Raw genomic sequence first — 26,838 nt, 5'->3', positions numbered from 1 at the left:
TGGTGTTCGATTGCAACGCCTTGAGAGGGGCGGCGGCCGTTGCCGCCGCCGTCAAGGGGTCAGTTCCCGGCTTCGGGCGCCGTCTCGGCGGCAGGCGCGTCGGATGCCCCGGATTCTGCGCTGTCGGTCCCGGCCGGTTCGATCCTGACCTGCTCGGCCGTCGCATCCCAGAAAATGCGCACCCGGTCGCCCGTGCCCACTTCGCCGCCCAGCATGGCGCGGGCGAGGCGGGTTTCGACCAGGCTGCGGATCTGGCGCTTGAGTTCCCGCGCGCCGTATTCGGGGCGGAAGCCCTCGGCGGCCAGCATGTCGATGAGGCTGTCGTCGAAAACAATCTCCACCCCCTGCGACTGCGCCGTGCGCTTCACCCGCTCGAGCTGGAGAAGCACGATCTGCCGGATCTCCTCCTTCGAGAGGCTCTGGAAGACGATGATCTCGTCCAGGCGGTTCAGGAATTCGGGGCGGAAATGGCCGCGCAGCACCCCCATAAGTTCGGATTTCAGCGCCTCCGGCTTCTCGGCCGCAGTGCCGCGCAGGTGCAGCCGCTTCTGGATGCGGTCGGCGCCGAGGTTCGAGGTGGCGATGATGATGGTGTTGGTGAAATCCACCACCCGGCCCTTGCCATCGGTCAGCCGCCCGTCGTCGAAGACCTGCAACAGCACGTTATAGACATCGGGATGCGCCTTCTCGATCTCGTCCAGAAGGATCACCGAATAGGGCTTGCGGCGGACCTTCTCGGTCAGTTGCCCGCCCTCGTCATAGCCGACATAGCCCGGAGGCGCGCCGATCAGCCGGGCGACCGTGTGCTTCTCCATGTATTCCGACATGTCGATGCGGATCATCGCATCCTCGTCGCCATAGACGACCTCGGCCAGGGCCTTGGCGAGTTCCGTCTTGCCGACGCCCGTGGGCCCGAGGAACAGGAAGGTCGCCACCGGCTTCGATCCCTCGCGCAGCCCTGCGCGAGCCAGCCGCACGGCATCCGAGACTGCCTTGATCGCCTCTTCCTGGCCGATCACGCGCTCGTGCAGGCGCTCTTCCATCTTCAGCAGTTTCGCGCGCTCTTCCTCGGTCAGCTCGTCCACCGGGATGCCGGTCAGCTTCGAGACGATCTGCGCCACATGGGTCGCCTTGACCTCGGCGGTGCCGGTGGCGCGCTCCTTTTCCCAGGCCTCGGTCAGCTCCTTGAGCCTAGCCTCCTTCGCCTCGATCTCCTTGCCGATCTCGGCGGCCTTGTCATAGTTCTTGCGCGCGGCGGCATAGTCCTGCTCGCGCCGCAGCTGGTGCAGCTCGGCCTCGATCTCCTGCACCTCGACAGGGCGCGCGGTGGCCGACAGCTTCACCCGCGCCGCCGCCTGGTCGATCAGGTCGATCGCCTTGTCGGGCAGGAAGCGGCCCTGGACGTAGCGGTCCGACAGTTCCGCCGCCGCCACGATGGCCTCGTCGGTAATCGTGACCTTGTGATGCGCCTCGAAAGTGTCGCGCAGGCCGCGCAGGATCATGATGGCCTGGGCCACGGTCGGCTCGGGCACCATCACCGGCTGGAAGCGGCGCTCCAGCGCGGCGTCCTTCTCGATGTGCTTCTGGTATTCGTTCAGCGTGGTGGCGCCGATCAGGTTGAGTTCCCCGCGCGCCAGCATCGGCTTGAAGACGTTGGCGATGTCGAGGCCCCCTTCGCCGCCGCCCTGGCCTGCGCCGACGATGGTGTGCAGCTCGTCGATGAACAGGATCATCTCGCCCTGATGATCCGTCACCTCCTTGAGGATCTTCTGCACCCGCTCCTCGAACTCGCCGCGGTATTTCGAGCCCGCGACCATGGAATTGATGTTCAGCTCCACCAGCCGCTTGCCGCGGATCGCCTCGGGCACGCTGCCCTCAATGATGCGCTGCGCCAGCCCCTCGACGATGGCGGTCTTGCCCACTCCGGGCTCGCCGATCAGGACGGGGTTGTTCTTCTTGCGCCGCGCCAGGATCTCGATCGTCGTCTCGATCTCGGCCGCGCGCCCGATCACCGGGTCGAGCTTGCCGTCGCGCGCCATCTTCGTCAGGTCGCGGGAATACTTGTCGAGTTCGGGGGTGTTGGTGGGCGCCTCGGCGCGGCCGTCCTCGGCCCCCGACTTGCCCACCACGCGGGCGACCTGCTGGCGCAGGGCCTGGGGCGTCAGGCCCAGTTTCTTCAGCATGTTGGCGGCCAGCCCCTCGCCTTCCTCGGCGAGACCGATAAGAAGGTGTTCGGGGCCGACATAGGAATGGCCAAGGTCGGTCGAAGCGCCGAAGGCGCGGCTCAACGCGTCCTTCACCCGGGGGCTGACGCCGATCTCGCCCTCTTGCGGTTTCTCGCCGCGCTTGGCCTCGGCCTCGATCTGCGCCTTGAGCTGATCGACCGAAACCTTGAACTGGTCCAGCACCGTGCGCACCACGTCCGAGCCGGTCAGCGCCAGCAGCAGATGTTCGGTGTCCACCTCGGCGCGGCCCATCTCGGCGGCGTGCCGCGCGGCTTCCTGCAACAGCTTCTCGGCCTGTTCGCTGATCTTGCTGGCAAAGCCGCCAACCTGACGTCGGGCGCTGCGGGCGCGCGGGGCCTCGTCGCCGAAGGTGGCGTCCACCATCCCGTCATCGCCCGCGCCACCCATCGCCCCCAGCGGCGGCAGGTCGAAGCCTGCATCGCCCATCAGGCTGCGGAAGGGCTGGTCGCCGAAGAACTCCTCGAACAGCCCCCCGCGCCGGCCGAAAAGCGATTCGAGCGGCGAGGCCGTGCGCCCCTGACGGCGCAGCACCTCGCGGTAATGCTCGTCGCAGAGCTCCATGTTCCGGGTGCGCCCGTTGACCGAGGCGCGCACCCGCACCGTGGCGGGCTTTCCGCAGATGTCGCATTTGCCTTGCATGGGCTTCCTCCGTGATGGTTTGCCATGTTTGGGCGTCATTCGCCCGAAAATCTCACTCTGTGCCTTGATTTGCCTCAATCTTGCGGGCGGCGGCGCGCGTCTCGTCCTGCTGGCGGATGATCCAGAACAGCCCACCAAGCGCCAGCGTCGAGAAGCCGAGCGCGGCCAGCGTCGCGGCGTCGGTCTTGGAGAGATCGAGGATGATGAACTTCCGCAACAGCGCCAGCAGCGCCACCAACACCACGATGCGGACATGGAACACGGTGTCATGCGTCTCGAGCGAGACAACGATCGAGCGCTTGAACTCGAGCGCGATGATAACCGTGAAGATCGCGCCGAAGACCATCTGGAACGACTGGAAGTCGGTCGGGTCGAGCGAGCCGGCAAGGATCAGGTCGAACAGGATGCGAATGAAGAGGTTCCAGATCGACGCGAGGATCACGACGATCAACAGGAAGGACAGCGCCAGGGTCGCCACCTGTTCGAAGCGTTGGTAGAGAGTGAGAATCGCCCAGCGGTCGAGGAAGGCATTCCAGTCAGACCGCATCGACATGGGCTTACTCTGCCGTCATGGGAACCGGCTTGAGCGCCGGGAAGTCGTCAGGCGTGATCGTCTCGCGTTCCAGAAGCAGGCGGGTGCCGGCCTCGAGATCGGCGCGGCGTTCGGTCAGCACCGCCTTGGCACGCTCATAAGCCGCGTCGATCAGCTCGCGGACGGCAAGGTCCACCTCGCGCGCGGTCGCCTCGGAATAGTCGCGCCCCATCAGCCCCGGCGCTCCGTCCTCTCCCAGAAAGCTCGCGCGCTGCGCTTCCAGCACCGCCTGGCCCACCTTCGGGTGCATCCCGAAGCGGGTGACGATCTGGCGGGCGATGTCGGTCACGCGCGCAAGGTCGTCGGCGGCACCCGTCGAGATCTCGCCCAGCACCAGATCCTCGGCCGCGCGGCCTGCCAGCAGCACCACCATGCGGTTTTCCAGATCCTGACGTGTGATCAGGAACCGGTCCTCGGTCGGCCGGGTCATGGTGTAGCCGAGCGCGCCGATCGAGCGCGGGATGATCGAGACCTTGTGCACCGGGTCCGCCCCGGGCAGGCTGGCCGCGGCCAGCGCGTGGCCCATCTCGTGCCAGGCCACGGCCTCGCGTTCCTTCGGGTTCAGAAGCCGCCCCTTGCGTTCCAGCCCTGCCACGATGCGCTCGATGGCCGCCGTTACATCCTGCATCGTCACGGCTTCCGCCCCGCGCCGGGTGGCCTGGATTGCGGCTTCATTGACCAGGTTCGCCAGTTCCGCCCCCGAAAAGCCGGGGGTCAGTGCTGCGATCTGGTCCACATCAAGGCCCTGATGCTGCACCTTCTTCAGATGCACCCGCAGGATCGCCGCGCGCCCGCCCTTGTCGGGGCGGTCCACCACCACCTGCCGGTCGAAGCGGCCTGCGCGCAAAAGCGCAGGGTCCAGGATCTCGGGCCGGTTGGTGGCGGCCAGCAGCACGATGCCTTCGCGCGGGTCGAAGCCGTCAAGCTCGGTCAGAAGCTGGTTCAGCGTCTGCTCCTTCTCGTCGTGGCCGCCACCGAAGGCGCCCAGGCCGCGCTTCTTGCCCAAGGCGTCGAGCTCGTCGATGAAGATGATGCAGGGCGCGGCCTTGCGCGCCTGCTCGAAGAGGTCGCGTACCCGTGCCGCACCCACGCCCACGAACATTTCGACGAATTCCGAGCCCGAGATCGAGAAGAACGGCACCCCCGCCTCGCCCGCCACAGCGCGGGCGACCAGCGTCTTGCCCGTGCCCGGCGGGCCCACCAGCAGGATGCCCTTTGGGATGCGTGCGCCGAGGCGGCCATATTTGTCCGGCTCCTTCAGGAAGCTCACGATCTCCTGCAGTTCCGCCTTGGCCTCGTCGATGCCCGCCACATCGTCGAATGTCACGCCCGTGTCCGTCTCGACAAAGACCTTGGCCTTCGACTTGCCGACCGTCATCATGCCCCCGAAGCCCTGTTTCTCGGCGATGCGGCGAAAGACGAACATCCACAGCCCGAAGATCAGCAGGATCGGCACCACCCAGGACAAGAGCGTGGACAGGAAGGTGTTCGTCACCGTGCCGTCGTATTCGGCGCTGGAGGCTTCCAGCCGGCGGGTCAGATCCTCGGGCACGATAATGGTGACGAAGTTCGTGCGCCCGTTGATCGGGTCGCGGTAGCGGCCGACGATCCGCTCGGGCTGCACCTGCACCTCGGCGATGCGGTCCGCTTCGAGCAGCTCGAGGAAGCGGGAATAGGGGATGCGCTCGGTGACGCTTGCCCCCTGCCACCAGGACTGGAACAGCATCAAGAGCAGAAACGCCGCGATCCAGTACCAGATGTTGATCTGCTGTTCCTTGTTCATGGCTGTCCGTCCCGTCGATGCTGTCCAAAACAGGATGGTTTTCCCTGACCTTAACCGCAAGCCTCTTGAAAGACAGCACTCAAACGCCGACTTTGCCTGCGTATCCTGCGCGCCGGGACGATGGCATCGGCTGCCGTCCCCAATCCGCACCGGAGATGACCATGATCCTGCCAGTAGCCAGAGCACCACTGCGATGACCCGGGAACCGACCATGGGCTGGACCGCCGGCGTGACCAAGGGCCGCAACCGCGCCGATCCCGCCCCCCCCCGCATTCCCGGCACGAACTTGCGCTCTCCGAATGTGCCATTGGCCATCATCCGCCGCCCGGCGCGTCCGGTGACGCAATCCGCCTCGCGCCCCCGCCATTGGGTGCTGGAGTTCGAACCCTCGAGCGCGCCCGCGCTCGACCCGCTGATGGGCTGGACGACCAGCGCCGATCCTTACCGCAGCATCCGGCTGACCTTCCCCGATGTCGCCAGCGCCATCCGTTTCGCCGAGGCCAATGACTGGCGCTATATCGTGTTCGAGGACGAACCGCGCGCACAGGCGGGCACGCACCACCACCGGCTTCATATGGGGGGCGGATGTCGCGGGGATGAAGAGGCTCCCTTACAAGGGCGCGGCGCCGGCGCGCATCGACCTCCCGACGGGCACAAACGGCCCGGTCGATCCGGTCGAGGAAGCGTCACGCGAGTCCTTCCCCGCCTCCGACCCGCCGGCCCGGAGCGGCATCAGCATCGGCCCGCCGCGCGGCGAACCCTGATGCCGGTCGGTTTTCGATACAATGGATCATCGAACAGGCGCGCACAGGGGCGCAGTCCCGCGCTCGGGCCTGCCCGCACCGACCGGGGGATCCCCCCGCCATGATGCCCTACGGACAGACGATCCCCGCGCGTTACCCGGCCGTGGCGGTCTGGACGCTGATCGCGGCCTGCGTGCTGGCCTTCCTCCACCAGACATCGTTGCCGCCGCGGCTGCTGGAGGTGTTCCTGTTCCACTACGCGCTGGTGCCGGCGCGGTTCTTCGGCCCGCTGGCCGCGATCGCGCCGGGCGATCCGATGGTCTTTCTGACCAACATGTTCCTGCACGGGGGCTGGCTGCATCTGATCCTGAACATGTGGACGCTCTGGGTCTTCGGCCCGGCGGTCGAGGACCGGCTGGGAAGCCTGCGCTTCCTCGGTTTTTATCTGGTCTGCGGTTTGGCGGCGTCCTCCGCCCATGCGCTGGCCAATCCCGACTCGGTCATCCCCGCGCTCGGGGCCTCGGGCGCGATTGCCGGGATCATCGGCTGCTATGCCCGGTTCTTTCCGCATGCCCGGCTGGTGATGATGGTGCCGGTCCTCTTCATCCCGCTGTTCTTCGAGGTCCGCGCCATCGTCTTTGCCGCGGTCTGGTTCGCGATGCAGGCGATCCCCGGCATCGTGGAGTTCGGGCAACAGACCGACAGCGGCGGGATCGCCTGGTGGGCGCATATCGGCGGTTTCGTCGCGGGCTTGATGCTCGCGCCCCTCGTGCACCGTCCTCGGCGCGGCTATCGACGGTATTATCGGGACGAAGGCATCGCCGGCTTCCGGCCGGACGGGCGGCGCATCGGAGGGCGCGGACCATGGGGCTGATGGAACTTCTGTGGCTGTTCTTCATCGTCTCGGCACTGCAACCGGTGTTGCAGCGGCGCTATCTCGATGCGATGCGCTCCCGCAAGATCGCCCAGATCGAGGGCCAGCGCGGCAGCCGGGTGATCCTGCTCGTGCACCGGCAAGAGACGATGAGCCTCCTGGGCTTCCCGCTGATGCGCTACATCGACGTCAACGACAGCGAGGAGGTGCTGCGCGCGATCCAGCTTACCGACGACGACGTGCCGCTCGACATCGTGCTGCACACGCCCGGCGGGCTGGTGCTGGCCGCGACCCAGATCGCCCGCGCGATCCGCGCGCATCGGGGCAAGGTCACGGTCTTCGTGCCGCATTATGCGATGTCGGGCGGCACGCTGATCGCGCTGGCGGCCGACGAGATCGTCATGTGCCGCCACTCGGTCCTGGGCCCGATCGACCCGCAACTGGGCGGTATGCCCGCGGCCTCGGTCATCCGCGTGGCCGAGGAAAAGCCCATCGCCGAGGTCGAGGACCAGACCCTGATCCTGGCCGATGTCGGGCGCAAGGCTATCGCCCAAGTGACCGAGACCGCGCGCAGCCTGCTGGCCGCCCGGATGGACCCGGTCGCGGCCGAGGCCCTGGCCAGAAGGCTTGCGACCGGCATTTGGACCCACGACTACCCCATCGGCGCCGAGGAAGCGCGCGAGATGGGCCTGCCCGTCAGGCTGGAAATGCCCGCCGAGATGATGGAACTGATGAAGCTTTACCCGCAGCCGGTGCGCCGCCAAGCGGGCGGCGTCGAATACCTGCCCGAACGGCGCCAGCGCGAGGCGCGCCGGTAATCGCCGGATCGCGTTGCAATGCGTCGAAAACCGTGAAACCGAAGGAAGCCCCCCATGCCCACCGTCGCCTGCCCCGACTGCGCCGCCACCAACCGTATCCCTGACGCCCGCCTGAACGAAGGCCCGAAATGCGGGCGCTGCGGTGCGGCCCTGTTCCAGGGGCGCCCGGTCGATCTGACCTCGGCCAGTTTCGACCGGCACCTGAACGCCGAAACCCCGCTTCTGGTCGATTTCTGGGCCGCCTGGTGCGGGCCCTGCAAGGTGATGGCGCCGCAGTTCGAGGCCGCGGCAGGGATGCTCGAGCCGCAGGTCCGTCTGGGCAAACTCGACACTGAGGCCGAGCAGGCGATTGCCGGGCGCTATAACATCCGCGGCATCCCGACGATGATCCTGTTCCGCGCCGGCCGCGAAGTCGCGCGAACGAGCGGCGCCATGTCCGCCGCCGACATCGCCCGCTGGGCGCGCGCCCAGCTCGGCTGATCCGACACCTGGTCGCGGGCGACGGCCTGGATCAATCGTTCAACTACAAAAAAGGAAGAGAGAACCGCATGAGAATTGTTCCACGTCTGGCGAAGGGAACCGACTACGAAGGCCCCGCGCTTGCGCAGCTGATCGAGGCGGCCGCAGACGACCTGCTGCTGCCGCTCTTGCGCAAGCATGGCGTCGAGGACCGGCTGCTACATGCGCAGCTGACCGAAGTGAAAGGGTCCACCCCGCGCTGGCGGCTCGATCTGCAGATGACCCTGCCGCGCGAGCGGATCGCGACCGCCTCTGCCGAAGCCCCCGATCCCGAGACCGCCGTGGCGCAGGCCGTTCGTCGCCTGTTCCGTGAGGCGAAGCGGCATTTCGACCTGCTTATCGACCGCAAGCGTCAGCGCCGGCAGAAGCAACAGAATGCCCGCGCCGCGATTGCTTCGCGCCTTGCCGCGCTGCCCGCCGACATCGCGCCCGCCTCGCAGGCCGGCATCGCGCCCCTACTCGAGCGGCTGCGCGCGGTAGCCCGGCGCGAGCTGGCCTATCTGCGCGCAACCGGCGATCTGGCGCCCGACTGGCCGACGCTGGAGGATGTGGTGGACGAGGCGTCCGTCGCCACCCGCGAGGCCTGGGATCCGACAAGGCCGGCCCACAAGGTCTGGCTGGCGCTCCTGCGCAACCTCTTCAAGGTGCTGAACCGCGAAGTGGCCGCCAACCGGGTCTTCGGGCAGGCGGTGTCGCTGGAGGCCCCGCCGCCCGAGGATGCCCGGGATCAGGCCGAGGCCATGGTCGAGGAGGAGTTCCTCGAATTCCACCAACCCGACGAAAGCCTGACGCTGGCCGACGTGCTGCCGGACGACACCGCGCCGCTGGCCGACGCACCCGCCGAGGACGAGACAGCCGCCGCGCAGGCCTTCCTTGCCGATGTCGTGAAGGATCTTCCGGTGGCCTGGCGGCGGGCCTGGCTGTTGCGCGATCTCGAGGGGCTTTCGGCCGCCGCCATCGCCGAAGTGCTGGAGACGACCGAGGCCCGGGCCGAGACCTGGATCACCGAAGCCGAGGCCTTCCTGTCGGCCCGGATCGAGGATGCCGGCATCATCCAGCAGGCCGGGCTGCGCCTGACGCTGCGCCGCACCCCGGACTGACCGGGTGGGCCCGACCGCCCTTGATCCTGTTCAGATCGCCTCGCTTGTCGGCGGGGCGGTTACCTTCCTGCTGGCCATCGGGGCGGTGGGGCATACGCTGGTCACCAAGCGCGATCCGCGCTCGGCCACGATCTGGCTGTTGGCGATCCTGCTCCTGCCCCTCGTCGGCGTGGCGCTCTATGTCCTCTTCGGCATCAACCGCTACCGCCGCCGTGCGATCCGGATGCGCGAGGATCATCCGCGGCTGGCACCCGCACCGTCGCCCGACACGGCGACCGCCTCCGCGACCAGGAATGCGACCCGGTCACAGCCGAAACCCTGGCCACGCGATCCCTGCCCACGACGCTGCGCGACGGCTTCGCCCGGCTGTTCGCGCCGATCCTCTAGACATTGAGATCCGCCGCGCCCATCTTGGCGCGACCCCCTGAAACACAAGGAAGCCGCCCGGATGTCATTGCCCGAACTCGGCACTTTCACCGAAATCGCCCTGCTGATCGGGCTGGCCACGGCCCTTGGCATCCTCGGCACGCTGCTGCGTCAGCCGATGATCGTGGCCTTCATCGCCGCGGGCCTTCTGGCCGGACCGGATGCGTTGAATATCGTCCGCTCGACCGAGGCCGTGGCGCTTCTGAGCCAGATCTCGATCGCGGTGCTGCTGTTCCTCGTGGGGCTGAAGCTCGACATGACCCTGGTGCGGAACCTCGGCCGGGTGGCGGTGGCCACGGGCCTCGGGCAGGTCGGCTTCACCTCGGCGATCGGCTTCGCTCTCTGCCTCGGCATGGGCTTCGACTGGGTGACGTCGCTCTATGTCGCGGTGGCGCTGACATTTTCCTCGACGATCATCATCGTGAAGCTGCTCTCCGACAAGCGCGAGGTCGATTCGCTGCATGGCAAGATCGCGCTGGGCTTCCTGATCGTGCAGGATCTGTTTGTTGTCTTCGCCATGGTCGTGGTCTCGACCCTGGGGATCGGCGCGCCCGAGGCGCATGGCGGGGGCGGCCTCGGCACGCTTGTCATCGGGACGCTGGCGCTGGCCGCTTTGGCCTGGGTCTTCATCCGGCATCTGGCCGATCCGCTGATGCGTCTGCTCGGCCGGTCGGGCGAGCTGCTGGTGATCTTCGCGGTGGCCTGGGCGGCGGGGCTTGCGGCGGTGGCCGATCTGATTGGGCTGGGCAAGGAACTGGGCGGGCTGCTGGCCGGGGTAACGCTGGCCTCGACCCCGGTGCGCGATCTTCTGGGAGCGCGGCTGGCGGCGCTGCGCGACTTCCTGCTGCTGTTCTTCTTCCTGTCGCTCGGCGCGGGGATGGACCTCGGCACGCTGGGGGCGCAGATCGGCCCGGCGGTTGTGCTGTCGCTTTTCGTGCTGATCGGCAACCCGCTGATCGTGCTGGCGATCATGGGCTACATGGGCTATCGCAAGCGCACCGGGTTCCTGGCCGGGCTGACGGTGGCGCAGATCTCGGAATTCAGCCTGATCTTCATGGCCATGGGCATCGCGCTGGGCCATGTCGGGGCCGAGGCGATGGGGCTTGTTACCCTGGTCGGGCTGGTGACGATCACGTTGTCGGTCTATATGATCACCTGGTCGCAGCCGCTTTACGAACTCTGCGCGCCGGCTCTGGGCATCTTCGAGCGGCGCACCCCCTTCCGCGAACTCGCCGAGGACACGCCGGGCGCCGAGAACCGTTCGCATGACGCGCTTGTGCTGGGCGTCGGCCGCTTCGGGGCGCGGATCGCCGGTGGGCTCAGGGCTGCGGGCCTGCGCCCGCTTGGGGTGGATTTCAACCCGGAATCCGTGCGTCTGGCGCGCGAGGCGGGGTTCGATGCGATCCTGGGCGACGCCCACGACCCCGAGTTCCTGGCGCATCTGCCGCTGGGCAGTTTCAGCGCGGTCGTCTCGGCCACGCCGCGGATTACCGGGGCGTTGACCGAGGCAGATGGCCACGCCGCGGCCACCACGGCCCTGCGCGAGGCCGGGTTCCGGGGTCTGATCGCCGTGACGGTGGACGATCCTGCCCATGCCGGCCGGTATCGCGAGATCGGCGCGGATCTGGTCCTCAGCCCGTTTGACGACGCAGCCGAGGCATCTGTTGCGCGTCTGCTCGACCGGCTGCGCGGGAAGAGGGACGCGGCCGCAAACGGAGAAGCGCGCACTATGCGAGCAGGCTGTCGCTGAGCACCCTGCACCCCACTGGCATCGGCTATCCGGCTCTCTCAGCCCGCGGCAGAGCGGTCAGACCGGACGGTTACGTCCTTCCCATCGCCGCCCGCTTCTGATCTCCCGCAACGACATGAGCACCGGCAGCACTGCGGCGGTCGTCGCCTATGACTGCTCGGGGTCTCTGTAGAGACGGACTATTGACGGGGCTCTTCGTCAGGCCACGTCGGTCGTCATCCGCCAGCGCGCGGCGGTCACGGCGGGCTCCAGGCTCAGGCGGCCCACGATCTGCTCCAGGGCGCCGGGGGGCACGCCTTCGCCATTGACAGCGGCCGTGACCTCGACGCGGTCGCTGCCCTCGATGTTCTCGCTGTCCAGTGCGGTAAGGTGCAGGCCCGATGTGGCAAAACCCTGCAGCATCAAGGCGCGGACATGGGCCTCCTCGGAGGCGCGGCAGACGATCTCGACCGCATAGTTGCGCATGAGTTCGGTGGTCTGAATCGGCTGGCGGTCCAGCAGGCGCGAAAGCGGGCGGAGTGCCAGGTTGACAAAGACCACCATGGCGGTGACTGCGATGGCCAGCCGATATTGTCCGGCCCCCGCCAGAAGGCCGATGGCGGCGGCTGTCCATAGCGTGGCGGCGGTGTTCAGGCCGCGGACGTTGAAGCCCTCGCGGAAGATGATGCCGGCGCCAAGGAAACCGACGCCCGACACGACCTGCGCGGCGACGCGGGTGGGGCTGACCTCGTCGGGAAAGGACGCGGCGAAGACGGTGAAGCTGGCCGCACCCAGGGCCACCAGCGTATTGGTGCGCAGTCCCGCAAGGCGCTGGCGCCATTGCCGCTCGAACCCGACTGTCGCGCCAAGGGCAAGGGCAACGGCAAGGTTCAGAACGGCGACTTCGGGGGCAATGGACATGAGGAACCTCGATTTTTCGGCAACATAGGCAGGGTCGATGACGGTCCGGTGACACTCGGACGGCGCTGGGATCAGCCTTGACGGAAGCTGAGCACGGCTTGCATGGGCCCGAGGGAGGATGGCGGCCATCCGGTTCGCAAGGGGCTCTGCAGAGCCTCGGGGCCGGCCGCTGACCTGTCCAGGTCACGGTGAACGCGCAGGCCGTTCACGCGTTGGCCGAGCCGCAGCGGCAGGATGCGGGGTCGCGCCCCCCGGTGCGGACAGCGCGCTGTGCAGGAGGCATTCGATTTCAGGGCTCGGGACGCCACACGTGCGGCAGATCGGTCGGAGCGATCTTCGGGGTTCGGCATGCCGCAGAACCGACCATGGCCCAAACCGCGCAGCAGGGCCGCGGCGAAGCCGCGGACCATGCTGCGCCAGCGGCTCGTGGCTTCAGACCTCGAGCAGATGGCCGAGGAAGGCATAGGCCAGCGCGAAGTAGATGAACACGCCCAGCATGTCCATGATCGAAGTGATCATGGGCGAAGACAGCGTCGCCGGGTCCGTCCCGATCCGCCGTGCCGCGAAGGGCAGAAGCGCCCCGATCAGCGCACCCGAGATGGTCACGATGGCCATCGCCAGCCCCACGACCATCAGCACCTCGAAGCCCACGCCCTTGGTAAAGACCGCCAGCACCGCCTCAAGGATCGCGATGACGACACCCAGCGCCAGGGCCACCGGGATTTCGCGCCTGATCACGAACCAGATGTCCTGCCAGCGCAGCTTGAACTGCCCCAGGGCCATGCCGCGGATCACCAGTGTCGCGGATTGCGAGCCGGTGTTGCCGCCCATGTCCACGATGGGCGCGATGAAGGCTGCGAGGATCAGCACTTCGGACAGAAGCTCTTCCTGGCCCGCCACGAAGGTCGAGGTGATCGCGCCGAAGAACACCAGAAGCGACAGCCAGAACACCCGCACCTTGAAAATCGCCCCAAAGGACGAGTTGCGCAGGTCCAGATCCGGGCCGCCGCGGACCGGGGCCGCTGCGCCGAACTGCGTCAAGCGCCGTGCACGTTCGCCCCGCGCGATGTCGAGCGCGTCGTCCACCGTGACGATGCCCACCAGCCGGTTGCCATCCGTCACCACCGGCAGGGCCAGAACATCGTAGTTGGCGATTTTCTCGGCGACGGTGTCCTTGCTGTCATCGACCCGGGCGCTGGCCGGATTGGGCTGCATCAGGTCGCCGACCCGCGCATGTTCCTCGGCCAGGATCAGGTCGCGCAGACTGACCACGCCCAGCAATGTGCGGTCCTCATCGACGATATAGGCGGCATAGATCGTCTCGGCGTCGGGGGCCTCCTTGCGCAGGCTGGCCAGAGCCTCGCGGACGGTCATCCCGGCCGAAAGCGTGGCATAGTCCGAGGTCATCAGCGCCCCTGCCGTGCCTTCTTCATAGGCGGCAAGGCGGCGAATGTCCTCGCGCTCGGCCTGGGCCAGCGCGGGCATCAGCGCGTCACGCGCAGTCGGGTCCAGCCGTTTCCACAGGTCCGCGCGTTCGTCGTGGCTCATGGCGGTGACGATGCGGGCAAGTTCCGTTCGCGACAGCGACTTCGCCATGGCGATCTGAAAGGGCGCATCGAAATAGCCAAAGACCGTGCCCTGCCAGTCAGGCGGCAATGCAGTCAGGACGCGCGCGGCGTCCGCGGGTTTCAGCCCGCCGATTTCGTTGGCAATGTCCGCCGGGTGCATCGACTTCACGGCCTCGCGCACCGAGGCGGTGTCGCCGGAGGCAAGCCAGGTGGTCAGGGCATTGGTCAGGGTGGTCATGACAGATCCTCGCGTGTTGGAAGCGTTCTGGAAATCGTGTGGCAATCAGGGGTGCGACAGGTCGCTCATCCGGACGGGGCCGATCCGGTCGCCGTCTCGGTAAAAGGCACATGGCCGCGACGCTTCGCCCGTGCCGGAAACATGGGTTTCGGCGAGGGCGGGCCCTGGTGCGGCCACAGCCGGCCGGGGCCCGACACCGGCCGTTGGAGGGGCCGACCCCAGCACCTGGAGCGTGCGGATCAGATCGGCGTGGAAGGCGGTGTTGATGGGGGTGCGAATCATCGTCATGGCGGGCTTTCCTGTCACAGGCGGGGCAGGGAGATGGATATGAAAGCGGGCAGTCTGCGCCGCGCGCAGACCGTCCTGTCTGTCAGGCCGGTTCGGGCTCGGGACGGGCCAGCGTCCGGCAGGGGGCGCCGTCGTGATCGGTCAGACGCTGGCCGCGCGGGTCCAGCACCACCAGCCCGCGCGCCGATGCGGCCATGACCAGCACCCGTGTATCCTCGCCGCCCGGCAGGGCCAGAACCATGTCGGGCCGGCTATCGGCCAGCATGAAGGCGTTGCGGATACCCTCGGCGCGCTTGCCGTGCAGCCGCCAGTTGGCGGGATAGCGCAGGACATGCACATCCCGGTCCCGCGCCCAATCCTCGGCGGCGATGCCCAGAAAGGCGTGGCCGCCGTGGATCAGCACGGCAAGCGGGTGGCGGGCATGGACCCGGTCAAGAGCATGATGGATCAGCGCGACATCATTCAGATGCCGCCCACCGGCGACCAGCAGACGCATGGCAACCTCCGTCCGTTCAAAGCGGCGCGCAGACCCTCAGGCCGCGCGCAGCTCCCGGTGACGGCGCAGAAGTGCTGCAAGCTGCGCGTCGGCGCGGGCCGAGGCCGCACGAGCCTGGGGCGAGGCAGGTGTCCGACGGTCGTCCGACCCGGTCCGGCCCGAGGCGGCGGGCTGCCAGCGGCAGTGCATCCGCCCGGTCCGGGCGCAGCGTTCCCAGCGGGCGACGCGTGCAGGAGTGCAGGCCGATGCGCAGAGCGCCCGGTCGAATGCGAAATCGGTGAAGTGCAGGGTCATTGCTTGCCTCCATGAAGCCGGCTGCGGCCGGTCAGGGGCAAGCACGAAAGCGCGTCAGACGCTTGAGCGTGCAGCCAGAGACAGGCCGAGCGGGCAGAATGTCGATGGGAAGGCCCGGCTGCTGCGAAGGATCATCACAGGAGCCGGACCGCTACTAGAGCAGCTGTCCATGGTTCTCTCTGGTTGATGCACGAAAAAGACCGCAACGATAGCGGTGGTGGTGAGGTAGCCCGAATCACGAAATCCGTCAACCCCTTGGTCCAGAACGGCGGTCGGGGTTGGCACCCGCCATGTCAGCCTTGCTCGGGCTTCGTTCGGTTCCGGTCGGGACTGGGCTGCGACAGCAACATCGGGACTGCAAGTATGCTCGATCTCCAGCGAGCGGCCTTCCAGCGCTGCTGCGCTTGCCGCCGCATGGGACGCCCGATCCGGCCGGACCAGGACACGGGCCAATCACATCACTGCCCCGCAACCGGCGATGCAGACGAATCGTCGGAACCGCGCATGTGTCGGGGCGGCTCTGCAACATGTCCAGCGCCATATCCAAGAGCGCGGACCGGCGATATCCAGTAGCAAGGCGTTGATCGGTCTCATCCTCGACGCATCCATGCCGCTGCATCAGACGCGCCGCTTGCAGAACGCCGCGCTGCTGGTCCTGCGCTCGCGGGGCAGTTCGGGCAAGGGCGCCTTGCCCTCTGCCTGGCGCAGGACGCCCATGGCCTGGGCTTCGGTGAAGCGGCTCTTCTTCACCGAAATCTCCTGGCCCATCCTGCCGGGAAAATTCCGCTTCCGCATCCCCTTGACCATGGGGAGGATTAGCCTATCCCCTCTCGCACGGAGACGGCCCTGATCCGCATTGAAGAATTGCGTCCCTGACCCTCACCGCGTAGGGCAAGCCACTCGCAAAGTCGAAGCGCGGAAAGCTGGAGGTTGCAAGGATCAGGCCCAGCCGATTGCCCCTTTGTGCCCGGTAGAAGGTCGGGGCCAGTTCGATCCTGACGCGGCCCGCCGAGGCGCGGCGGATGCCATCGGTGATGTTGACCACCGCGCCGCAGGCCAGCTTTTCGACCAGAACGGCGTGCAGGTCAAAGACGCCCTCGGCACGGCAATCGGCCGTCACTGCGATTTCTGTCAGGACAAGGTCGGAGGGCAGCGGCCTGCCAAACGTCGTGACCGAGCCGGGATGATCCAGTGTGCCCATCAGACGCTGGTCATACATGCCGCCCGCCATCAGCGAGCCGCCCGAGGTCACGGCACCGCCCGGTGTGGGATGAGGCCGCGTCGGATCGAAGATCAGCGTGACATCGTCCATCGAAACAGGGGCAGTCGCTGGCGCCGCGGCCTCATCGCGCCGCTGCGTCCACCGACCCGTCATCGCAGGCCAGAGCCCCGCCGACATTTGCCAGAACAGATCCGTTTCAAGCGGTATTTCGGCACGCCCCAAGGCATGGTCGAACCAGTCCAGCCGCAGGTTGACCCAGTCACGGCCCGTGGCGCGGTCGATCGTGGCATTCTCGCCGAAATCCGCCTCGCCCGCCTGTCCCGTGCTGCGGCGTCCATGCAGCCAAGGTCCGAAGATCTGCCGTAAAGGTGCCGTGTTACGCCTGCTTATGGCCTCTGCCAGTTCAAGCATGTTGCGCGCATAAGGATCGTTCCAGCTGCCCAGCAACAGGACCGGCACGTCCGGAAACCGGTTGAAATGGGCCGCTGCATGTGTGGCGGGCAGGTTCAGGCAAGGATCGTCACGCCTCATCCCCCACAGCCGCAGCAGTGCCGCCTCGTAATCCGGTGCAAGCGCCAGTGGAGACCGGCCGGGCTGCCAGTCCCCGCCAAGCAGCGCCGCGCGCAGGTCGGTGGCCTCCAGAGCCTTCGCCTGTCGGATGCAGCCCCTCTGGCGCAGTGCCTTGGCGGCATGACGAAACGCCCATGTCACCTGCTTGAGCTCGAACGCGCCGCCATAGCGGACGGAATGGCGCCAGGCATCCATCAGCCCGCCCGTGTCGATGGCCATGGCCGCAATCCCCGGCGCGCCCGCCACGGCCGAGGCCAGCTGCGTATGAGCGCCGTAGGACAGCCCCATCGTGCAGATCCGCCCGTCGCACCAGGGCTGCTCCAGCAGCCAGCGATGCGTGTCCACACCGTCCTCGGCCTCGTTAACGTATTTCTCGAACTGGCCCTCTGACCCGTAGCGACCCCGAACATCCTGCATGACGACCGCATAGCCGCGCGCCGCCATGATCCGGCCCAACTCGGCCCGGGTCAGCGGATCGGGCCGATCCAGCGCCACCTCGGAGCCCGAGATCCCCTGCCGGTCATAGGGCGTGCGTTCCAGAATGACGGGCCAGGGGCCGGCTCCGTCCGGCATGTGGATATCCGTTGCGAGACGGACCCCGTCCCGCATCACCACCATCTGCGTCTGCATGATCTGCGTCCTTTGTCGCGCCGTCACTCGGCGGGGCGGATGTCCTGGGCCAGGGTCCGCTCAAGTGGGCGGGCGTCATAGGTCAGGCCATCACGCAGGGCCCAGATCTGCTGTTCAAAATGCAGCGGGATAATTGCCTGCTGTTCGGTGAAGGCGCGGATCGTGGCCTGCGTCAACAGGGCGTCGCGCTCTGCCTCGTCGAAGCTCTGGGCGGCGCGCGCCACCAGCGCGTCGAATTCGGGGTCCGAAAAGCGCGTGCGGTTGAAGCCGCCCGTGCCCGCCTCGGGGTCGTTCGTCGCGATGACCTGCTGCAGCCCCCGGATCGCGCTGCCGGTGGTGGTGCCGAAACCACCGAGGAAGGCCGAAAATTCCTGCCGCCCGGCTCGATCAAAGAAGATGTTCGACGGCATCGCCTCAACGGATGAGCGCAGGCCCGCGCGGGCGAATAGCTGGCTGACCGCTTGCAGGATCTGCGCGTCGTTCTGATAGCGGTTGTTCGGCCCGTGAAGCGTGATCGTGAAACCGTCCGGATAGCCGGCCTCGGCCAGCAGCGCGCGCGCGGCCTCGGGATCATGCTGCGGGACCGGCACCTGATCGGTCCAGCCGACAAAGCCCTCGGGGACCAGTTGCCCGGTTGGTGTTGCGGTGCCGTTCATGATCCGGTCCGAGATCATCTGCCGGTCCAGCATCAGCGACAGGGCCTGACGCACGCGCACATCCTGCAACGGATTTCCGCCACCCGGCGCGCTGACGAAGGGGCTTTCCTCGCGGTCGCTGTCCAGCGCCAGATAGATCAGGCGGCCGGTCGTGGCGGTCACGATCTCGGCGCCGCCGCGGCTTTCGATGGCGGGCACGTCGCCCGCAGGCACCGCGTCGATCACGTCCACATCGCCCGCGATCAGCGCCGCCACCCGGCCCGCGTCGTTCGGAATGTAGCGGATCACCACATCCGTAAAGGCGGGGGCGTCGCCCCAGTAATCCTCGAAGGCGGTCAGGGTCAGGCGTTCGTTCGGAGTCCAGCCGCCATAGCGCCACGGGCCGGTGCCGATCGCGGCGGTGCCTGCGTCGAAGTCGCGGCTGGAAATCTCCGTGCCCAGTTCCGAGGGCAGGATATAGACCGATCCGATCTGCTCGATCAGGTCCGGCGTCGGCTCATGCGTGGTGATCAACAGGGTCAGGTCGTCCTCGGCCTCGATGTCGGCGATGGCGGCAACATTGCTTTCAAAGGAGGCGGGCGAATTGGCGACATTCGGGACGCGGGCAAAGGTTGTGATCACGTCCTGGGCGTCAAGCGTGCTGCCGTCATGGAAGGTCACACCCGCGCGCAGGCGGATGCGCCATGTCGTCGGGTCGATGTTTTCCCACGATTCAGCCAGCAGGGGGACAGGTTGCAACGTCTCGTCGATGCCGGCCAGGCCCTCGAAAATATGAGACGCGGTGTTCTGCCCCGGCGAGGTGCGCGAGAAATGCGGATCAATGGACGGATGCTCGGCCTTCAGCGCCATGCGCAGGGTTTCGGCCGAAGCGGCGGCGGTGGTGGCGGCCAGAATGGCGGTCGTCAGCAGAAGGCGGGCGGTCATGTCAGGCTCCTGTGGTTGGGGGGGCGACCTGCGGCAGGTCGTAATGGCAGGCGGATCGGTGGCCCGCGCCGACATTGCGCAGGGCGGGCCGCGTGCTGCGGCACAAGTCGGTCGCGTGCGGGCAGCGCGGGTGGAAATGGCACCCCGAAGGCGGGTTCAGCGGCGAGGGCAGCTCTCCCTTCAGCGCGGTAAAGCGGCGTTTCGCGCCGCCCAACTGCGGCGCCTCGGCCAGCAGGGCGCGGGTATAGGGGTGATGCGCGCGGGCAAAGATCGTGTCGCGGTCGGCTATCTCGACCAGGCGCCCCAGATAGAGGATCGCGATCCGGTCCGAGATGAAGCGCACCACGTTCAAGTCATGGCTGATGAACATCGAGGCGAAGCCGCCCTGCGCCTTGAGATCGACCAGCAGGTTCAGGATCTGCGCCTGGACCGAGACATCCAGCGCGGCCACCGCCTCGTCGAAGATCACCACCTCGGGGCTGACGGCCAGGGCCCGGGCAATGCCGACGCGCTGGCGCTGGCCGCCCGACAGCGCATGGGGGCGACGATCCGCCAGATCGGGGGCAAGGCCCACCTTGTCCAGCATCTGCGCCAGAAAGGCCGCGCTGTCCCTGCGGCGGATCAGGCCGTGGGCCAGCGGCGCCTCGAGGATGGTCTGGGCCACGCTCATGGCGGGGTTCAGGCTGGCATAGGGGTTCTGGAACACCATCTGGATCTTGCGCCGCGCCGCGCGGGCGTCTTGGGGCGCCATGTCGGCGATGGGCTGGCCCTGCCAGCGGACGGTGCCGCCCGATGCGGGCAGCAGCTGCGCCGCGATCCGGCCCAAGGTGGACTTGCCGCAGCCGGATTCGCCCACGATGCCCAGCATCTCGCCCGGCTCCAGCCGCAGGGACACGTCGTCCACCGCCACCAGATGCTGCGGCTTGCGCCCCAGCCCGACGCGGTTCATCGCGCGGTCCAGCGGGCCGTCATGGCGGGAAAAGACGCGACGGATCTCGGTCAGTTCCAGAACGCTCATGGCGTCACCTCCAGCGGGAAATGACAGCGCGCGCCATCCGTCACCGGCGGGGCCTGTTCGCGGCACAGCGGCTGGACGCGCGGACAGCGTGGCGCAAAGGCGCAGCCCGCGGGCAGCGCGTCCAGCGCGGGCGGCACGCCCGGCAGGTTCGCCAGTCGGGTGCGGCCGGGGACCGGCACGGCTTCCATCAGGGCGGCGGTATAGGGGTGGCGGGGGGCGGCAAAGATGCGGTCGGCGGGCGCCGTCTCGACCACCTGGCCCGCATACATGACCATGACGTGATCGGCAAAGCCCGACAGCAGCGACAGGTCATGCGTGATCCACAGGATCGCCGTGCCGGTCTCGGCGGCAAGAGACTGGATCTCGGCGATGATCTGGCTCTGGATCGTCACGTCCAGCGCGGTCGTGGCCTCGTCCGCGATGATCAGCGCAGGGTCGTTCAGGAAAGCGATGGCGATGACCACGCGCTGGCGCATTCCGCCCGAAAATTCATGCGGATAGGAAGCCATCCGTTCCTCGGGGGAGGGGATGCCGACGCGGCCCAGCACCGCGATGCAGCGGGCGCGGGCCTGTTGCCGGGTGACGCGACGATGGGCGAGGACCGCCTCGATCATCTGCTCGCCAATGGTCAGGACCGGGTTCAGCGCGACCATCGGATCCTGGAAGATCATCGCGATCCGGTCGCCGCGCAACCGACGCAGCTGCGCCACCGGCATCGCGGTCAGATCCTGGCCGTCAAAGATCACCCGCCCGCCCGCAATGGCGATGCCGCGTGGCAGCAGGCCGATCAGCGAATAGGCCATCATCGACTTGCCCGAGCCGCTTTCGCCCACTACCCCCAAAATCTGGCCCGGCTGCACGTCGAAGCTGACGCCGCGCACGATGGGCGTGCCCTTGGCGGTGATCCCGGTCACAAGGTTTTCGACGCTCAGCATCTCAGGCCTCCTGCGGGTTCAGGGCGCGGCGGATGCGGTCGCCGAACACGTTGACAGTGAAGATCAGGGCCGCCAGCGCCAGACCCGGATAGATCAGCGCCCAGGTATGCCCCGACAGGATCTCGCGCGAGCCGTTGGCGATCAGCAGGCCGAGCGAGGGCCGCTCGATCGAGGTGCCGAGACCCAGGAAGGACAGGGAAGCCTCGATGGCGACCGCATGGGCCAGCTGCAAGGTCAGCACGACCATGATGGGCGAGATGGAATTGGGCAGCAGGTGGCGCAGGATGATCCGCCAATGGGGCAGTTCCAGGCAGCGGGCGGCCTCGATGTAGTCCTGGCCGATCTCGACCAGGGCGGCGGACCGGGCGGTGCGCGCGTAATAGGGCCATTGCGCGACGACCAGCGCCAGGATCAGGTTGCCGGTCCCCGCACCCGCCAGCGCCATGATGGTCAGCGCGACAAGGATCGTCGGAAAGCCCAGCAGGATATCGACCAGCCGCATGATGACGGCATCGACCCAGCCCCCCGCATAGGCCGAGACCAGCCCCGCCAGCACCCCGATCACCAGCGCCAGCATGGATGCGGTTGCCGCCACCGTCAGCGTGATCCGCAGGCCATAGAGGATCGCTGACCACAGATCGCGCCCAAGCGCGTCGGTCCCCAGCCAATAGGTCATCCCTCCCATGCCGGCGGGTGATCCCGGCGGCAGGTTGCTGTCGAAGAAATCGACGACGGCGTTGTCGTAGGGGTTCTGCGGCGCAATCCAGGGGGCCAGCAGGGCCGCCACGACGATCAGCAGGAACAGCGCCAGACAGAACAGCGCAAAGGGCGCGTGGCGCAGGGACAGGATGGCGTTTCTCATGCCGGTTTCCCCCCAAGGCGGATGCGCGGGTCCAGCAGCGTATAGGTAATATCGACCAGCAGGTTGATGACCACGAACATCGCGACCACGATCAGCAGGTAGCCCACGATCACCGGCCGATCGACCACGTTGATCGAGTTGATCAGCAGTTGCCCCATGCCCGGCCAGTTGAACACCGTCTCGGTGATGATGCCGTAGGCCAGCAGGTTCCCCAGTTCCAGGCCCAGCACGGTGACCAGCGGGATCAGCACGTTGCGAAACGCATGGCGCATCAGGATGCGCCCTTCCGGCACGCCCTTGGCGCGGGCATAGCGGACATATTCGCTGTTCATTGCGGCCTGCACCTGCGCCCGCGTCAGGCGGATCACCATGGCCGCGTTGAACAGCGCAAGGTTCAGCGCGGGCAGGAAGATATGAGACCAGCCGCTGGCGGTCACAAGGCTTGTCTCGATGCCCAGGAAGGTGCCGGTCTCGCCGCGTCCGCCCGAGGGAAACCAGCGCAGTTGCACGGCGAACAGCAGGATCAGCAGCAGCCCCTGCCAGAAATTCGGCAGCGAATAGGCGAAGATCGAGCCGTTCACGATTCCGTCGTCAGCGACGCTGCCCGCGCGGTATCCCGCGATCAGCCCAAGCGGCAGGCCGATGATCAGGGACATGACAAAGGCCGCCAGCCCCAGTTCCACCGTGGCCGGCAGGCGTTGCAGCACCAGGTCGATGGTCGGCTGATTATAGACGAACGAGGTTCCCAGATCGCCTTGAAACAGGCCGCGCAAATACAGCCAGTATTGCACAAGGATCGGCCGGTCGAGGCCCAGGGCCACACGGGCGCGTTCTACTTCGGCCGCAGTCGCGTCGGGCGGCACCAGCATCTGCACCGGATCACCGATGGCATAGACGCCCATGAACACAAGAAACGATACCAGCAGCAGCACGAACACCGCTTGCCCCAGCCGTCTGACAAGATATGCCGCCATTGCGAATCCTCCTGTTGATCCAGCATGGCGCCGTGGACAGGCAGCGTCCACTTTACTAGGATATTTCTTCGTCTAGCGTATTTTCGGTAGCATCATGTTCAGCCTGGTCCAGCTGCAATCCTTTCAGGCGGTCTTCACGCATGGCACCACAGTGCGCGCCGCGCAGGTGACGGGACGGTCGCAAAGCCAGGTATCGGCCGATCTGCGTGCCATCGAGGCGCAGCTGGGCCGTCCACTGTTCCGGCGCGAAGGCGGTCGGCTTGTGCCGACCCAGGCTGCCGAACAGGTCTTCGAGCGCGCGGCGAGGGTCTTCGAGGCCCATCAGAATCTTGCGCGGCTTGGCCTTGGGCGGGGGGACGATCAGGTGCTGACCTTCGGCGCACCGCGATCGCTGTCCATGACGCTTCTGCCGCGACTGGCGCGCGACCTCAGGCGGCAATTTCCGAACCTCTCCATCGCGCTCAAGTTCGGCCGCTACCCCGAACTGGTCGAGGCCGTGGCCGAGGGCCGGATGGATCAGGCCATCGTGAAGCTTCCGGTCAACGACTGGCGGCTGCGCATCCTTCCGATGGTTGACGTGCCTTTGGTTGTCGTGATGCGGGCGGATGATCCGCTTACAGCACTGGAGCGTGTCGGCCCCGAGGATATCGGCGGCCGTCACCTGATCCGCACCAGTGAGAACGCGCCTTCGTGGCAGGCGGTTGTCGCGGCTTTCCGACAGACGGCCAGAACCCCTTATTCGCGCATTTCGGTCGAGGGGGTTGGCCCCATTTGCCGCCTTGTTTCCGAGGGTGAGGGGCTGGCGGTCGTCAACCGCCTGATGGCGGCGGATTACGCCGGCGGGCTGAACCTGCGGATGCGGGTCTTCATTCCAGAAACCTGGGAAAGCTTTGCCATCATCCAGAGCGCCTCGGCCATGCAGGGGCTGACGATGTCGGATGTGCATGATGTGCTGCGCCAGAGCCTCTCGTGGCAGGACAGACCCTCGGACAGCTAGCTTTTCGTCAACTCACCCGGCCATTCTGATTGTTGTGGCGCCCATCAGCCGAGGCTCGGCGCGCGCCCGCGCGCTGCGGTTTGGGCTTTCAGTTGTTCGCCGGGCATTGTTGCAGAAAGGCAGCCTGAGACGTAAGCGCCCTTTCCCTTCGGATTCAAGCGACGCGAACGATTTCGGCGGCGCCGAAAGTGTTGGAGCGGCTCACGAGTCAGTCCTCGCCTTTTACCACCAGGTCCGCCATCCGCGACGAGGACACGACCAGCCGCGCATTGGGCAGGTCATTCGCATCGACCTTTTGCCGGGCCTCGGCCTCGGGCAGGTGGTGCCAGCGGCGAAGCAGCCGCCGTTCCAGTTCCGACAAAGGCACATCCAGTGCGACCGTCAGGTCGAAATGCGCCGCCAAGGGGTGCCATTCGGGATCGTCCAGAATCAGGTAATTCCCTTCGACCAGGACCAGCCGGATGGCCGGGTCGATGATGCGGGCGCCGGCGCGGGCGATCTCGATTGCGCGGTCGAAGACCGGCACCGCGACCGGCCCGTCATCGGCCCGCAGCCGCGCCAGTGTTGCCGCAAGGCCGCGCACATCAAAGGTGAAGGGCGCGCCCTTGCGTGGGCGCAGGCCCTGCGGTTCCAACCAGAGGTCGTCGTAGTGGAACCCGTCCATCGGCAGGATCGCCACCCGGCCCGGATGGGTGCGCGACAGATCGGCCAGCAGCGCCTCGGCCAAGGTGCTCTTGCCCGCGCCCGGAGGCCCCGCCAGAGCGACGAAGCGACGCGAAGGCCCGGCCGCCAGGGGCGCCAGCCGTTCCGCCAGCCTGGTGCGGGAGATTGCTGCGCGGCCGCGCATGGAGGGGGCAGGGGTCGGGTTCATGTCGGGGCCTTTCTGTCAGATCAGCCCATATTGCCGCGCTTTCATCTTGAGAAAAGACAGACCCTCGGTCAGCACCTCCTCGCGCGAGGGGGCGACATCGCGCCAGACCGACAGCGCGTCGGCGATCTGCGGCGGCACGGTGATGAAGCTCTCCATCGCCATGCCCCCCTTGAAGCCGATGGCGGCCAGCGCGCCGAAGACCTCGTCCCACTGGATCGTGTCCATGCCGGGCGTGCCGCGATCGGATGCCGACAGGTGGATGTATTTCAGATGCTCGCGCGCACGCAGGATGCCGTTGGCCAGGCCCTTTTCCTCGATGTTCATGTGGTAGGTGTCCAGATGGACAAAGACATTCTCGGCGCCCACACGTTCGCACAGGCGGACCGCCTGATCGGCCGAGTTCAGCAGGTGGTTCTCGTAGCGGTTCACGGCCTCAAGGCCAAAGCCAAGGCCCTTGGTGCGGGCATAGGCGGCGGCCTTCTCGACCACGCGGGCGGTGGCGTCGTATTCGGCCTGGGTCGGGCGCTTGCCGGTGCGCTGACCGATGCCGCCGTAGAGGACGCCGCTCATCGCCTCGGCCCCGATCGAGGCAGTCACGTCCAGCGCCATCTTCAGGAAATCCAGCGCGCCGTCGGGGTTGTTCGTGGGCAGCCGGTCAAGGGGAAGGCCTAGCGAGGCCACGCAGGCGACCTGATGCTTTTCAAGCAGCGCGCGGGTATGGGCCGCGTCCACGCCTTCGGGGTCCAGCATGGTGATTTCCAGAAACGCGATGTCGTGGCGCACGGCCTCGGGGATGGCGTATTCCGCCGCCTCGCGGTTCCATTCCATCGCCCACATCGCGGTATGCACGCCAAAGCCGCTGATCGTCATGTCACTGTCCTTGCAAGGTCATTCTGTTTTCGGAAAAGGATTTCATCGGGCTGCCCAACGGCCCCAGAGATGGCGCGCGACCATCACCGCGATCAGGATCGCCCCCCACAGCGCGGTGGCCAGATGCTGGTTCGTGCCGATCAGGTTCAGCCCCGAGCCGATCACCTGCAGGATCACCAGCGCCAGGACGACCGGCATGACCCGGCCGAAGCCGCCGAACGGATCGACGCGGCCCAGAAAGCAGGCCAGCACCGTGATCAGCAGATAGGCCTCGCCATGACCGACCCGGACCGAGTTGAAGCGCGCCGCCATGATGATGCCCGCCACCGCGCACATCAGCCCTGACAGCACATAGACCATCGTCAGCGCGCGGCGGGTGTCCACGCCGGAATAGCGCGTCGCCTCGAGGTTCGATCCAAGTTGATAGATCGAGAACCCCAGCCGCGTCCGGTTCAGGATCACCGCCCAGAGGATTGCGCAGAAGCCGAACACGATCAGCGGGACCGGCACACCCGCCACCTGCCCCTGCCCCAGCCACAGCAGCGCGGGCGGAAAGCCCGAGACGCTGCCGCCGCGGGTCAGGAACTCGCCCAGGCCCCGCAGGAAGATCATCATCGCCAGCGAGGCCAGGATCGGATGCGCCCCGGTCCTCGCGACGACCACGCCCAGAACCCAGCCGATCAGCGCCCCACCCGCCAGCGCGGCAAGGATCGCGGCGACCAGCACGACCGGCCCCGCCGCCGCGCCCCCGCCCCAGATCAGGACCGACGCCAGAAGAAGCCCCGCGATATTGGCCGAGAAGGTCGCAGCCAGGTTGAAGCCGCCTGACAGGATTGGGATCAGCATGGCCAGCGTCAGCAGGCCCAGTTCCGGCAGCTGATAGCCGATCGACAGGAACGTCGCGGCGGTCAGGAACCGGTCGCTGAGCGACGCGAACAGCAGGACCAGCACCACCAGCACCGCCACCAGCGCCATGTTCTCGCGCAGGGCCGGGGTCGTCTGACGGCCGGCGGGTGAAAGAAAACGCGTCATCAC

General features: G+C 67.2%; 26 protein-coding genes. 8 read left to right on the top strand and 18 right to left on the bottom strand.

The window, feature by feature from the left end:
• Window positions 1–59: 59 nt before the first annotated feature.
• Genes KY389_RS05310 through ftsH form a run of 3 tightly spaced genes read right to left on the bottom strand, consistent with a single transcriptional unit; the run spans window position 60 to window position 5,260 of the window.
• The gene (locus KY389_RS05310; RefSeq protein WP_219829804.1) at window positions 60–2,885 is read right to left on the bottom strand and encodes an ATP-dependent Clp protease ATP-binding subunit; all 2,826 of its coding nucleotides are present in this window, start codon (window positions 2,883–2,885) and stop codon (window positions 60–62) included.
• Window positions 2,886–2,937: 52 nt separating this feature from the next.
• Entirely contained in the window at window positions 2,938–3,438 is a 501-nt protein-coding gene (locus KY389_RS05305; RefSeq protein ID WP_219829803.1) for a phosphate-starvation-inducible PsiE family protein, read from the bottom strand.
• 4 nt (window positions 3,439–3,442) lie between these two features.
• Window positions 3,443–5,260 carry an ATP-dependent zinc metalloprotease FtsH gene (gene ftsH, locus KY389_RS05300; protein ID WP_219829802.1) on the bottom strand — a complete coding sequence of 606 codons (1,818 nt, stop codon included), beginning with the start codon at window positions 5,258–5,260 and terminating at the stop codon, window positions 3,443–3,445.
• 211 nt (window positions 5,261–5,471) lie between these two features.
• Between ftsH and KY389_RS05295 the strand changes: the two genes are divergently transcribed.
• From KY389_RS05295 to KY389_RS05265, 7 genes are all read left to right on the top strand, one after another.
• On the top strand, window positions 5,472–6,128 hold the full coding sequence (locus tag KY389_RS05295) for an NADH dehydrogenase ubiquinone Fe-S protein 4 (protein ID WP_219829801.1): 657 nt from the start codon (window positions 5,472–5,474) through the stop codon (window positions 6,126–6,128).
• Window positions 6,125–6,877: a rhomboid family intramembrane serine protease gene (locus KY389_RS05290; RefSeq protein WP_219829800.1), complete on the top strand. Its 753-nt coding sequence runs from the start codon at window positions 6,125–6,127 to the stop codon at window positions 6,875–6,877. Before KY389_RS05295 ends, KY389_RS05290 begins: the two co-directional genes overlap by 4 nt.
• On the top strand, window positions 6,868–7,695 hold the full coding sequence (locus tag KY389_RS05285; RefSeq protein ID WP_219829799.1) for an SDH family Clp fold serine proteinase: 828 nt from the start codon (window positions 6,868–6,870) through the stop codon (window positions 7,693–7,695). The genes KY389_RS05290 and KY389_RS05285 overlap by 10 nt, the downstream gene beginning before the upstream one ends.
• A 54-nt stretch (window positions 7,696–7,749) precedes the next feature.
• Entirely contained in the window at window positions 7,750–8,175 is a 426-nt protein-coding gene (gene trxC / locus KY389_RS05280) for a thioredoxin TrxC (protein WP_219829798.1), read from the top strand.
• A 68-nt stretch (window positions 8,176–8,243) separates the two neighbouring features.
• A complete protein-coding gene (locus tag KY389_RS05275; RefSeq protein ID WP_219829797.1) occupies window positions 8,244–9,314 on the top strand; it encodes a hypothetical protein in 1,071 nt (356 codons plus the stop codon).
• A gap of 4 nt (window positions 9,315–9,318) precedes the next feature.
• Complete coding sequence (locus KY389_RS05270; protein WP_343222905.1) at window positions 9,319–9,708, top strand: PLDc N-terminal domain-containing protein; 390 nt, start codon at window positions 9,319–9,321, stop codon at window positions 9,706–9,708.
• A gap of 54 nt (window positions 9,709–9,762) precedes the next feature.
• Window positions 9,763–11,490, top strand: coding sequence for a cation:proton antiporter (locus tag KY389_RS05265; RefSeq protein WP_219829796.1), 1,728 nt, complete (start codon window positions 9,763–9,765; stop codon window positions 11,488–11,490).
• Between the two features lie 198 nt (window positions 11,491–11,688).
• On the opposite strand, the gene KY389_RS05260 is transcribed toward KY389_RS05265, so the two are convergent.
• From KY389_RS05260 to KY389_RS05210, 12 genes are all read right to left on the bottom strand, one after another.
• Window positions 11,689–12,390 carry an MgtC/SapB family protein gene (locus KY389_RS05260; RefSeq protein ID WP_219829795.1) on the bottom strand — a complete coding sequence of 234 codons (702 nt, stop codon included), beginning with the start codon at window positions 12,388–12,390 and terminating at the stop codon, window positions 11,689–11,691.
• A gap of 432 nt (window positions 12,391–12,822) precedes the next feature.
• Window positions 12,823–14,196: a magnesium transporter gene (gene mgtE, locus KY389_RS05255; RefSeq protein ID WP_219829794.1), complete on the bottom strand. Its 1,374-nt coding sequence runs from the start codon at window positions 14,194–14,196 to the stop codon at window positions 12,823–12,825.
• Window positions 14,197–14,241: 45 nt separating this feature from the next.
• Window positions 14,242–14,484, bottom strand: a complete 243-nt coding sequence (locus KY389_RS05250) for a hypothetical protein (protein WP_219829793.1) — start codon at window positions 14,482–14,484, stop codon at window positions 14,242–14,244.
• 82 nt (window positions 14,485–14,566) lie between these two features.
• Window positions 14,567–14,980, bottom strand: a complete 414-nt coding sequence (locus KY389_RS05245) for a DUF2493 domain-containing protein (RefSeq protein ID WP_219829792.1) — start codon at window positions 14,978–14,980, stop codon at window positions 14,567–14,569.
• A 36-nt stretch (window positions 14,981–15,016) separates the two neighbouring features.
• On the bottom strand, window positions 15,017–15,274 hold the full coding sequence (locus KY389_RS05240) for a hypothetical protein (RefSeq protein ID WP_219829791.1): 258 nt from the start codon (window positions 15,272–15,274) through the stop codon (window positions 15,017–15,019).
• 618 nt (window positions 15,275–15,892) lie between these two features.
• Window positions 15,893–16,024, bottom strand: coding sequence for a hypothetical protein (locus tag KY389_RS15630; RefSeq protein WP_281426510.1), 132 nt, complete (start codon window positions 16,022–16,024; stop codon window positions 15,893–15,895).
• Between the two features lie 70 nt (window positions 16,025–16,094).
• The gene (locus KY389_RS05235; RefSeq protein WP_219829790.1) at window positions 16,095–17,696 is read right to left on the bottom strand and encodes a CocE/NonD family hydrolase; all 1,602 of its coding nucleotides are present in this window, start codon (window positions 17,694–17,696) and stop codon (window positions 16,095–16,097) included.
• A 23-nt stretch (window positions 17,697–17,719) separates the two neighbouring features.
• Window positions 17,720–19,276 carry an ABC transporter substrate-binding protein gene (locus KY389_RS05230; protein WP_219829789.1) on the bottom strand — a complete coding sequence of 519 codons (1,557 nt, stop codon included), beginning with the start codon at window positions 19,274–19,276 and terminating at the stop codon, window positions 17,720–17,722.
• 1 nt (window position 19,277) lies between these two features.
• Window positions 19,278–20,294 (bottom strand): ABC transporter ATP-binding protein, encoded by a 1,017-nt coding sequence (locus tag KY389_RS05225; RefSeq protein WP_219829788.1) that lies wholly within the window; start codon window positions 20,292–20,294, stop codon window positions 19,278–19,280.
• Window positions 20,291–21,229 (bottom strand): ABC transporter ATP-binding protein, encoded by a 939-nt coding sequence (locus tag KY389_RS05220; protein ID WP_219829787.1) that lies wholly within the window; start codon window positions 21,227–21,229, stop codon window positions 20,291–20,293. The genes KY389_RS05225 and KY389_RS05220 overlap by 4 nt, the downstream gene beginning before the upstream one ends.
• Before the next feature lies 1 nt (window position 21,230).
• The gene (locus KY389_RS05215) at window positions 21,231–22,091 is read right to left on the bottom strand and encodes an ABC transporter permease (RefSeq protein WP_219829786.1); all 861 of its coding nucleotides are present in this window, start codon (window positions 22,089–22,091) and stop codon (window positions 21,231–21,233) included.
• Window positions 22,088–23,065: an ABC transporter permease gene (locus tag KY389_RS05210; protein WP_219829785.1), complete on the bottom strand. Its 978-nt coding sequence runs from the start codon at window positions 23,063–23,065 to the stop codon at window positions 22,088–22,090. The genes KY389_RS05215 and KY389_RS05210 overlap by 4 nt, the downstream gene beginning before the upstream one ends.
• Before the next feature lie 94 nt (window positions 23,066–23,159).
• On the opposite strand from KY389_RS05210, the gene KY389_RS05205 reads away from it, so the two are divergent.
• On the top strand, window positions 23,160–24,062 hold the full coding sequence (locus KY389_RS05205) for a LysR family transcriptional regulator (protein WP_219829784.1): 903 nt from the start codon (window positions 23,160–23,162) through the stop codon (window positions 24,060–24,062).
• A 208-nt stretch (window positions 24,063–24,270) separates the two neighbouring features.
• On the opposite strand, the gene KY389_RS05200 is transcribed toward KY389_RS05205, so the two are convergent.
• From KY389_RS05200 to KY389_RS05190, 3 genes are read right to left on the bottom strand one after another with little or no spacing between them, the layout of a single operon-like run.
• The gene (locus tag KY389_RS05200; protein WP_246587965.1) at window positions 24,271–24,933 is read right to left on the bottom strand and encodes a nucleoside/nucleotide kinase family protein; all 663 of its coding nucleotides are present in this window, start codon (window positions 24,931–24,933) and stop codon (window positions 24,271–24,273) included.
• Between the two features lie 15 nt (window positions 24,934–24,948).
• Window positions 24,949–25,803, bottom strand: a complete 855-nt coding sequence (locus KY389_RS05195; RefSeq protein WP_246587964.1) for a sugar phosphate isomerase/epimerase family protein — start codon at window positions 25,801–25,803, stop codon at window positions 24,949–24,951.
• Window positions 25,804–25,845: 42 nt separating this feature from the next.
• On the bottom strand, window positions 25,846–26,835 hold the full coding sequence (locus KY389_RS05190; protein WP_246587963.1) for an ABC transporter permease: 990 nt from the start codon (window positions 26,833–26,835) through the stop codon (window positions 25,846–25,848).
• Between the last annotated feature and the right edge of the window lie 3 nt (window positions 26,836–26,838).

Source organism: Paracoccus bogoriensis (assembly GCF_019431455.1).
GTDB lineage: Bacteria > Pseudomonadota > Alphaproteobacteria > Rhodobacterales > Rhodobacteraceae > Paracoccus > Paracoccus bogoriensis.
The sequence above is the reverse complement of the archived record's forward strand: the minus strand, read 5'-3'. Positions and strand labels throughout refer to the sequence as shown.